The sequence below is a fragment of the Photobacterium sp. OFAV2-7 genome (assembly GCF_022347985.1).
Classification (GTDB): domain Bacteria; phylum Pseudomonadota; class Gammaproteobacteria; order Enterobacterales; family Vibrionaceae; genus Photobacterium.
The window spans coordinates 1-7728 of record NZ_JAKRFQ010000147.1 but is presented as its reverse complement, the minus strand read 5'-3'; the positions used below and the strand labels follow the sequence as shown (position 1 = coordinate 7728).

At 50.8% G+C, this 7728-nt stretch carries 9 protein-coding genes and 1 pseudogene; all 10 read right to left on the bottom strand.

Annotated elements, in window-relative coordinates; genetic code table 11:
- Positions 1-156: pseudogene (locus MHN01_RS10300) on the bottom strand (putative peptidase); the annotation flags it as partial.
- An 88-nt stretch (positions 157-244) separates the two neighbouring features.
- Positions 245-1531: an aminopeptidase PepB gene (gene pepB / locus MHN01_RS10295; protein ID WP_239411269.1), complete on the bottom strand. Its 1287-nt coding sequence runs from the start codon at positions 1529-1531 to the stop codon at positions 245-247.
- 440 nt (positions 1532-1971) lie between these two features.
- A complete protein-coding gene (iscX, locus tag MHN01_RS10290; protein WP_239411268.1) occupies positions 1972-2172 on the bottom strand; it encodes a Fe-S cluster assembly protein IscX in 201 nt (66 codons plus the stop codon).
- 94 nt (positions 2173-2266) lie between these two features.
- On the bottom strand, positions 2267-2605 hold the full coding sequence (gene fdx / locus MHN01_RS10285) for an ISC system 2Fe-2S type ferredoxin (RefSeq protein WP_075763646.1): 339 nt from the start codon (positions 2603-2605) through the stop codon (positions 2267-2269).
- 2 nt (positions 2606-2607) lie between these two features.
- Entirely contained in the window at positions 2608-4464 is a 1857-nt protein-coding gene (gene hscA / locus MHN01_RS10280) for a Fe-S protein assembly chaperone HscA (RefSeq protein WP_239411267.1), read from the bottom strand.
- 39 nt (positions 4465-4503) lie between these two features.
- The gene (gene hscB, locus MHN01_RS10275) at positions 4504-5019 is read right to left on the bottom strand and encodes a co-chaperone HscB (protein ID WP_075763644.1); all 516 of its coding nucleotides are present in this window, start codon (positions 5017-5019) and stop codon (positions 4504-4506) included.
- A gap of 73 nt (positions 5020-5092) precedes the next feature.
- Positions 5093-5416 (bottom strand): iron-sulfur cluster assembly protein IscA, encoded by a 324-nt coding sequence (gene iscA / locus MHN01_RS10270; RefSeq protein ID WP_075763643.1) that lies wholly within the window; start codon positions 5414-5416, stop codon positions 5093-5095.
- Between the two features lie 18 nt (positions 5417-5434).
- Positions 5435-5821: a Fe-S cluster assembly scaffold IscU gene (iscU, locus tag MHN01_RS10265; RefSeq protein ID WP_075763642.1), complete on the bottom strand. Its 387-nt coding sequence runs from the start codon at positions 5819-5821 to the stop codon at positions 5435-5437.
- Between the two features lie 34 nt (positions 5822-5855).
- On the bottom strand, positions 5856-7070 hold the full coding sequence (locus MHN01_RS10260) for an IscS subfamily cysteine desulfurase (RefSeq protein ID WP_239411266.1): 1215 nt from the start codon (positions 7068-7070) through the stop codon (positions 5856-5858).
- Between the two features lie 31 nt (positions 7071-7101).
- Positions 7102-7608, bottom strand: a complete 507-nt coding sequence (iscR, locus tag MHN01_RS10255; protein ID WP_239411265.1) for a Fe-S cluster assembly transcriptional regulator IscR — start codon at positions 7606-7608, stop codon at positions 7102-7104.
- Positions 7609-7728 lie beyond the last annotated feature (120 nt).

Below are 7728 nucleotides of genomic sequence, written 5' to 3'. Positions count from 1 at the left end.
TCCCTGTGATTGCAGCTGGCGAGCGGCCTGCTGAATACGGCGTAGCGGGTAGTCGCCACTATAGTGGATCACGGCACCATCTTCTTGATACGACAGCAGTGCTTTCTCGCCCCACGCTCCTGCGCTTGGCTCTGCCGAAAGTGTAATCCTTAACATAAACTCTCTTTCCGTTATAAGTAACAAATCACCGCCACGAGCTACGTAACGGTGATTTGCCAACAAGTTAATGTAACGACGCTATGGCTTATTCTTCGTCGCAGAGGATGTTTGCCAGAGTGCGTACGCCCATGCCTGTGGCACCAGCCCCCCACTTGTCATTGGCCGTTTTGCGGTATGTACCGCTGGCATCAATGTGCATCCAGCCGTTTTTGTAATCTTCAACGAAATACGACAGGAATGCGGCCGCGGTGCTTGCACCCGGCAGGAAATCCCCCATCGACACATTCGACAAATCGGCAAAGTTCGATGGCATCATGGCACGGTGGTGATCGGCCAGCGGCAACGGCCATAGCCCTTCGAGCTCATCACTGGCTGCCATCAAGGCACGCTGTGCCAAATCGTGGTCAAAGCTGAACAACGCATGATAATCGTTACCCAACGCATTTTTCGCCGATCCGGTCAGGGTCGCACAGTCGATGATCACCTCAGGATTCTGCGAGCTGGCGTAAATCAGACCGTCAGCCAGTACCAGTCGCCCTTCGGCATCGGTATTGAGGATCTCTACCGTTTTACCATTCTTATAGGTAATAATATCGCCTAGCTTGAAGGCCCGACCCGATACCATGTTCTCGGCACAGCACAGAATTAGCTTAATACGTTTTTGGGTGCCACGGGCAATCGCCAGCGCCAAACCGCCGGTTGCCATGGCCGAGCCGCCCATGTCAGCCTTCATCGCCGTCATGCCGCCAGATGGTTTCAGGCTGTAGCCACCCGAGTCAAAAGTAATCCCTTTACCCACCAGGCAAGTGTGTACCGGCGCATCGGCATCACCTGTCGGATTATAGTCGAGGCGCAGCATCGCTGAAGAGCGCTCGGAGCCGCGACCCACGGTATGGATACCGTTCCACCCCTCGTCCAGCAAATCATTGCCCTTGATAATTTTGTAAGTCACATGCTCAGGTGCCAGTGACTTGATAAACTCACCCGCACGAGCAGCCAGCTGTGACGGACGCACAATTTCAGCAGGTTGGTTGATAATTTCACGTACCCAGTTCGTCGCTGTCAGACGGGCCTGAAGTTCCGCTTCTTCTTCACCCAGTCCGCTCCATACCACCTCGTTACCCGGCTTGGCATTGCGGTGTCCCTGAATAAATGCCCAGATGCTCTCCAGATCCCACTCATCCCCTGCCAACGTTACCTGCTTGATGCCCTGAGCATCTAGTTTGCGTCCCGCGCGCTGAATCGCGGCTAACGGATTCTCCGCAGTCAGGTGAACCTTTGCCCCTTCGGCCTCAAAGGTCACTAGTGCATTTTTGCCCCACTTCTCATCGGCAACTTCCTGGGATAAGAAAACGAACATATTGGCAGACATGAATTACTCCTTGGGTTCTGCTACTCACCGCAACAGCCAGCCATTGCATTGTGAATACCAATTATAGGGTATAGCCGACTCCGAAAACCGACTTAGCCCCAACTTCTATATTGTGATCAGGCAACAATTTAATGACATCGCTGTTACCACACCTAGAGAAGTTATGGGGGCATTGTCTTGTATTGCAAGGGAGTTCTCGGCTGAAAAATAACAAAGCAGGCAATTAAGCCCGCTAACTCTTAAATTCATGGTTAATCATTTCGTGAAAAACCAATTATTCAGAAATTTCCGTTACTCTGCATCGGCATATCGAAATAAACAAGATATTTACATCAAGAGTAAGAGCAAGATCGTGTTGCAGATACGGCTCGTTGAATAATGAGCCGAGTAGGAAACAATATAGGGTAGGATAAGGAAGGGGGAAGAGGCTTATCGCTGCATCAGCTCGCCTCTTCGATCCAGCACATCTGTACCGCTTCAAGGATGCGCTCGTTACAGTGATCTGGATCATCGTCAAAGTCTTCCAGCGCCAATATCCATTCCCTGAGATCGGTAAATCGTATTGTCGTCGGGTCAATATCCGGGAACTGTTCTAGCAGTTCAATGGCCAGATCTTGCGAGTCAATCCATTTCAAACCCATCACATTCACCTGCTATCAACCAGAAAGGAATACTTTATTGTAGCCTGTCTGCCCACTGATGAAGCAACAATGAACAGACAGACTGGCCGAGGCCTTAGTGGTTTTCCGACGCCAGATTCAGGGTGTATTTCGGAATTTCCACCACCAAATCTTCGTCAGCCACCACCGCCTGGCAACCCAGGCGTGACTCTGGCTCAAGGCCCCAGGCCTTGTCCAGCATATCGTCTTCCAGCTCTTCACTCTCTTCCAGAGAGTCAAAACCTTCACGAATAATCACATGGCAAGTAGTGCAGGCACAGGATTTCTCACATGCGTGCTCAATGCCGATACCATTTTTCAGCGCAACATCCAAGACGGTTTGGCCGCTCTCTGCTTCTAGTACTGCGCCCTCCGGGCAAAGTTCTTCGTGGGGTAGTACAACAATTTTAGGCATGCCTAAACCTCATCAATCGAATGACCAGCCAGTGCCTGACGAATAGACTTGTCCATTCGGCGAGAGGCGAACTCCTGGCTAGCTTTATCTGTTTTCTTAATACCTTGTTCAATCGCATGCGGATCAGTGCCCTGACGCAATTGAACCAGCTCCATCATGACAGCTTCTAGCTCGTCACGCTCTTCTTTTGTCAGCAGGGTATCACCGTCTGCTGCCAGCGCTGTGATCAATCCTTCGAGAACGCGGTCCGCTTCAACTTGCTGCTCGGCAAGTGTACGGGCATCTTTGTCTTCCTGCGCATGGGTCATCGACTCACGGATCATAGTGGCGATTTCATCATCCGTCAGGCCATATGACGGCTTCACCTGAATGGATGACTGAACTTCGCTGCTCTTTTCCATTGCCGTGACCGATAGCAAGCCATCAGCGTCAACCTGGTAAGTCACACGAATATGCGCCGCACCCGCTGCCATGGCAGGAATACCACGCAGGGTAAAACGAGCCAGCGAACGGCAGTCACTCACCATTTCACGTTCACCCTGAACAATGTGCACTGACATTGCCGTCTGACCATCTTTGAAGGTGGTAAATTCCTGCGCACGGGCAACAGGGATTGTGGTATTGCGAGGAATAATCTTCTCGACCATTCCGCCCATGGTTTCGATACCCAGTGACAGCGGAATAACATCAAGCAGCAACATATCAGAGTCCGGTTTGTTGCCCGCCAGAATATCCGCCTGGATAGAGGCACCAATTGCAACTACCTGATCCGGGTCAATCGAGGTCAACGGATCTTTGCCGAAGTAACTACCGACCATTTCACGGACCAGCGGAACGCGCGTCGAACCACCGACCATGACCGTTTCAATCACTTCATCGATTTCAATCGATGCATCCTTGATTGCACGGCGGCAAGCCATTAGGGTTTTCTTCACCAACGGCTGGATGAGCGCATTGAACTGCTCGCGGCTAACTGTTCCCTGCCAGTCCAGCACATCAATATCGGCTTCATCTGCCTCGGTCAGGGCAATCTTCGCCGCCGTCGCTGCATCATGCAGAGCACGCGACTGCTGCGCAGAAAGCTGGCCGTCAAAACCGGCCTGCTCGGCAATCCACTCAGCCAGCAGGTGGTCGAAATCATCGCCGCCCAGAGCAGAATCACCGCCTGTCGCCATCACTTCGAAAACACCTTTCGACAGGCGAAGGATAGAAATGTCAAACGTACCGCCGCCAAGGTCGTATACGGCAATGACGCCTTCCTGGCCGGAGTCCAGGCCATAGGCAATCGCAGCCGCTGTCGGCTCGTTAAGCAGGCGCAGAACGTTCAGGTTCGCCAGCTTGGCCGCATCTTTGGTACCGGCACGCTGGGCATCATCAAAATAGGCAGGAACCGTGATCACGACCCCTTCCAGGTCACCGCCCAGTGTCTCCTTGGCACGCTCACTGAGCGTCTTCAGGATCTCTGCCGAGACCTGGACCGGGTTCACCAGTCCGCTGCGGGTAACAAGCTGAGGCAGGCCATTATCGGTTGCCTGATACTGGTAAGGTAGCTGCGGATAGCGTTGCTGAATGTCAGCCAGAGAGCGACCCATCATACGTTTTACGGAAAAAATCGTATTTTCAGGATCCAGCTGAGCCAACGCCCTTGCTTCCTGGCCAATCAGTACTGCGTCGTCTTCGCCGTAATGCACCACCGACGGCAAAATAGCCCGGCCCTGCGCATCCTGTAGCGTTTCCGGAACGCCGCTGCGAACCGCAGCCACGAGAGAGTTTGTGGTACCCAGATCAATACCCACCGCCAGTTTGTGTTGGTGCGGTGCTGCACTTTGACCTGGTTCAGCAATCTGTAACAGTGCCATTATCGTTCCTGTGGAGTTAATGCTGGAATCGGGAAAGGATCAGTCGAACAACGTTTCTTCAAGGCGCTCAACTTCGTTACGCAGCTTATCAATAAACTTCAGCTTGCGCACGGCATCCGCTGCTTGTTCCCAGCTTTCATTATTTAATAATTGCTCTAGATCCGCCAACTGCGACTTGTACATCGCCGACGCCTGCTGCTCAAAGTCGAACAGCGCCGACTCAGGATCAGTGGCATCAGGGATTTCTTCCAGAGCTTCACGCAGTTCCATCTGCTGCATCAAGAATTCTGGGTCTTGCAATGTCTTGTTCTCGCCGCGAATATCCACATGCTTCTCAGAGAGCATATATTCTGCTCGAGCAATAGGACTTTTCAGCGTTTGAAAGGCATCGTTAATTTGCGCAGCTTTCTGAACCGCCATTAAACGGTCTCGCTCAGAGGCGACTGCGAAATTGTCAGGGTGGAAACGACGTTGCAGTTCCCGGAACTGAGTTGAAAGAAGGCTACCATCCAGTTCAAACTGGAAAGGTAGCCCAAATAATTCGAAATGATTCATATAGCGTCTGATATCTATAGAGACCGAACCTGATAACTAAACAGCTAGCTATCAGGCTCAGTTGAAACAGCGATTAGACGTTGAAGCTCTCACCACAACCACACTCGCTTGAAACGTTCGGGTTGTTGAACTGGAAGCCTTCATTTAGCCCTTCTTTGGCGAAATCCAGCTCAGTACCGTCGAGATAGACAAGGCTCTTGGCATCAATAATGATTTTAACGCCTTTCTCTTCGAATACCGTATCCTCTTCATTCAGTTCATCAACGAACTCAAGGACATAAGCCATTCCTGAACACCCTGAAGTACGGACACCTAAACGCAGGCCAATGCCTTTGCCTCGGTTCTCTAGGAAAGTAGCTACGCGACTTGCCGCCGCTTCAGTAATAGTAATGGCCATACAACAACCCTCAGGAGATTAATTTTCTTCGTGTTTCTTCTTGTAATCGCTAACTGCGGCTTTGATTGCATCTTCAGCAAGAATCGAGCAGTGAACTTTTACCGGTGGCAGTTCAAGCTCTTCTGCGATCGCCGAGTTTTTGATTGAAGCCGCCTCGTCCAGGCTCTTTCCTTTCACCCACTCGGTGATCAGAGAGCTTGACGCAATCGCCGAACCACAACCGTATGTTTTAAACTTCGCATCTTCGATGATGCCTTCTTCAGTCACTTTAATCTGAAGTTTCATCACATCGCCACACGCAGGTGCACCCACCATACCGCTACCGATGCTCTTGTCGTTTTTGTCAAATGAGCCCACGTTACGCGGGTTCTCGTAATGATCGATGACTTTTTCGCTATATGCCATGATATATCTCCTCGAATACGTTATGACCGCAAGATTAGTGGTGTGCCCACTCGACTGTGTTCAGGTCAATGCCTTCTTTATACATATCCCACAACGGAGACATTTCACGCAATTTCTCAACCGCACCGCGGATTTGCGAAACTGCATAGTCTACTTCTTCTTCCGTCGTGAAGCGACCGAAAGAGAAACGAATTGAGCTGTGTGCCAGTTCATCGTCCAGACCCAGCGCACGCAGTACATACGAAGGCTCCAGGCTGGCAGACGTACACGCCGAACCAGAGGACACCGCAAGATCTTTCAGCGCCATCAGCAGGGATTCACCTTCAACGAAAGCAAAGCTGATGTTCAGGTTATTAGGCAGACGTTGTTCCATATCACCATTGATGGTCATCGCTTCGATGTCTTTAACACCTTCAAGCAGACGATTACGCAGCGCAAGCGCGTGCTGGTAATCTTTGTCCATATCTTCTTTGGCAACACGGAAGGCTTCGCCCATACCAACGATTTGGTGGGTCGCCAAAGTACCTGAGCGGAAACCACGCTCATGGCCGCCACCGTGCATTTGTGCCTCAAGACGGATACGTGGCTTACGACGCACATACAGTGCACCGATACCCTTAGGGCCGTAAATTTTATGCGCAGACAGCGAGATCAGATCGACTTTCATTTCCTGAACGTCGATTGGCAGCTTGCCGGCAGACTGGGCGGCATCCACGTGGAAAATGACTTTCTTCTCACGACATAGCTCGCCGATAGCCGTGATGTCCTGAATAACACCAATTTCGTTATTCACGTGCATGATAGACACCAATACAGTGTCTTCACGCATCGCATCACGCAGCTTCGCTAGGTCAATCAGACCGTTTGATTCTGGCTCAAGATAAGTCACTTCATAGCCTTCACGCTCTAGCTGGCGGCATGGGTCCAGAACCGCTTTGTGTTCTGTTTTACAGGTAATAACGTGTTTACCTTTTTTGCCGTAGAAGTGCGCAGCACCCTTAATAGCCAGGTTGTCAGATTCCGTTGCGCCTGACGTAAAGACGATTTCACGCGGATCCGCATTAAGCAAATCGGCAATATTTTCACGTGCCGTATCGACTGCTTCCTCTGCCTGCCAACCGTAACGGTGAGAACGAGAAGCCGGGTTACCGAAGTTACCATCCATAGTCAGGCATTGCATCATCTTCTCGGCAACACGGGGATCTACTGGGCAAGTAGCGGAATAATCAAAATATATTGGCAGTTTCATCTTCTTCTCCGAAAACACGGACGTCTAGTCTCTAGGAGCGAACATCGACACCTATAGTGGCGTTGTCGTGTGTATTATTATTTACAAATGATGCTTTGTGTCGGCCCAGATCCTGGCGATCAGAGATTTCCTGTACATCATTGTCTTTCATCAGCTCACCAAGAGTGATGTTGTTCAAAAAGCCGCTGATCCGGGAGCTCAGGTCGTGCCATAGAGTATGTGTCAAGCAGCGTACACCACCCTGACAATCCCCTTTTCCATGGCACTTGGTGGCATCAACCGATTCATCAACAGCTGCAATGACCATACCTACTGCAATGCTGTCCGCATCTTCACCCAGGCGGTAACCACCACCGGGACCACGAACACTGGCAACCAGGCCAGCCTTGCGCAGGCGAGAGAAAAGCTGTTCCAAATAAGACAGTGAAATCCCCTGACGCTCTGAAATATCAGCCAGAGGAACAGGACCATCTTGAGAATGCAGAGCCACATCTAGCATGGCTGTTACTGCGTATCTTCCTTTTGATGTCAATCTCATAACACACCGCTACCCACTTATATGTATGGGAGGAGTGTCGCATACCTGACTAAAACGGTCAAGTATTTACCTGACTGTTTTAGTCAAGCTTTTAACCATAAGGTTTATACGTCTATTTGT